General features: G+C 65.3%; 1 protein-coding gene. It reads right to left on the reverse strand.

Features of this window, described 5'->3' with window-relative positions:
• Nucleotides 1-213 precede the first annotated feature (213 nt).
• Nucleotides 214-1371 (reverse strand): wax ester/triacylglycerol synthase domain-containing protein (locus tag LQV45_RS32800; protein WP_230011798.1); only part of this gene is annotated, 1158 nt, incomplete at its 5' end.

Consider the following 1371-nt stretch of genomic DNA (forward strand, 5'->3'; position numbering starts at 1 on the left):
CTCCTGTTGCGCATGTCTACCGGAGGGACACGTCGAAGAGCCCCTGGACCGGGCGGATGACACACGATGGCGCCAGTCCGGGTTTTGGACAAAGGTCCGTAAACGCCTGGAAATACGCCGTTAGCCAGCGCCCCGTCAGTCTCTTAGGATCCCACCCGCGGAGAATGCGCCGAGCCGTCGGCTCTTCATGACCGGATATTCTCGGGTCGAAGCTTATGAAGGCCCGCTCACCATCAGAGCTTCAAGTGCGCTGGAAAGTTCGTCACGCAGTCCTGTCAGGTCCGGGCAAGTCCCGGGATCGGCGATTGTGGTGATGGTCAGCGTGCCGGCGTAGGAGAAGACTGCAAAGGCAACCGTTACGTTACCGCTGATCGCTCCGAGTGGAATGATCCCGGTTACCGGCCTGCCCGCGATCGCCAGGGCGCGTTCGGGCCCCCGCAGGTTCGTGACGAATGTATGGACAAGGTGTTGGTGGTCTATGACGAAGCGGTAGGCGCCAAGGTGCGCTGCGGCCCGGGATATGGGGCCGATGATTGCAGTGGAGGCCCCGGGAGGCCGCTGCTTGACGCTCCTCATCGTTGCGGCAACAGTTGCCACCCGGCCCTTGGCCGGACCGACCGCAGGAACGGTCACCGGGATGATGCCGCTCCGGTTCCCCAGATAGGTGATTGTCGTGTGGCGGCGTGCCGAAAACAGCACAGAGATGACGAACTCTTCGACATATTCGCCCCGTGCCAGGAGCAGGCGGTGCAGGGCGGTAGCGACGGCGGTGAGGATGAGATCGTTGACGGTCGCTCCCTGCATGTGCGCGGCGTCTCTGACGGCCTCCATGTCGCAGCGGAGGACGGCAAGCGTCCGTTGCGGACCTGTCGGGCGGTTGAGTGAGGTGCGGGCAGCCCGGGGTTTGCCCGTCTGCCGCAGTTCGGAGGCTCCGGCGGCTGCGGTCCGCAGTGCGGCCGGCAGCCGGGCCAGTGCGTTGAATCGGCTCCTTGCAGCATCAAGGGCCAGGTACAGCGCCGAGTACGGAATCTCTGGCTCCCGGCGACCGTTCCACCCGGCTTCCGCGGCTGCCAGGGCCTCCAGGACCGCGAGGCCCCCAATTCCATCCGTGAGGACATGATGGAAAACGAAAACAAGCGCTGACCGGTCCTGGCTCACGCCGGTGATGAGCTTGGCTGACCAGAGAGGACGGTCGCGGGACAGCGGCGCAGCGAGCATTTCGGCTGCAATGTTGAGCACGGCTTCCTCACCGCCGGGCGCCGGACAGGCGATCACGCCCAGATGGTGTGCCGGATCAAAGCCGGAATCATCCGCCCAAATGGGCCGCCCGCAGCCGAAGGGCACAGAGACCAGCCGCTGGCGCCGCCGGGG

This window comes from Microbacterium sp. Bi128 (genome assembly GCF_918698205.1).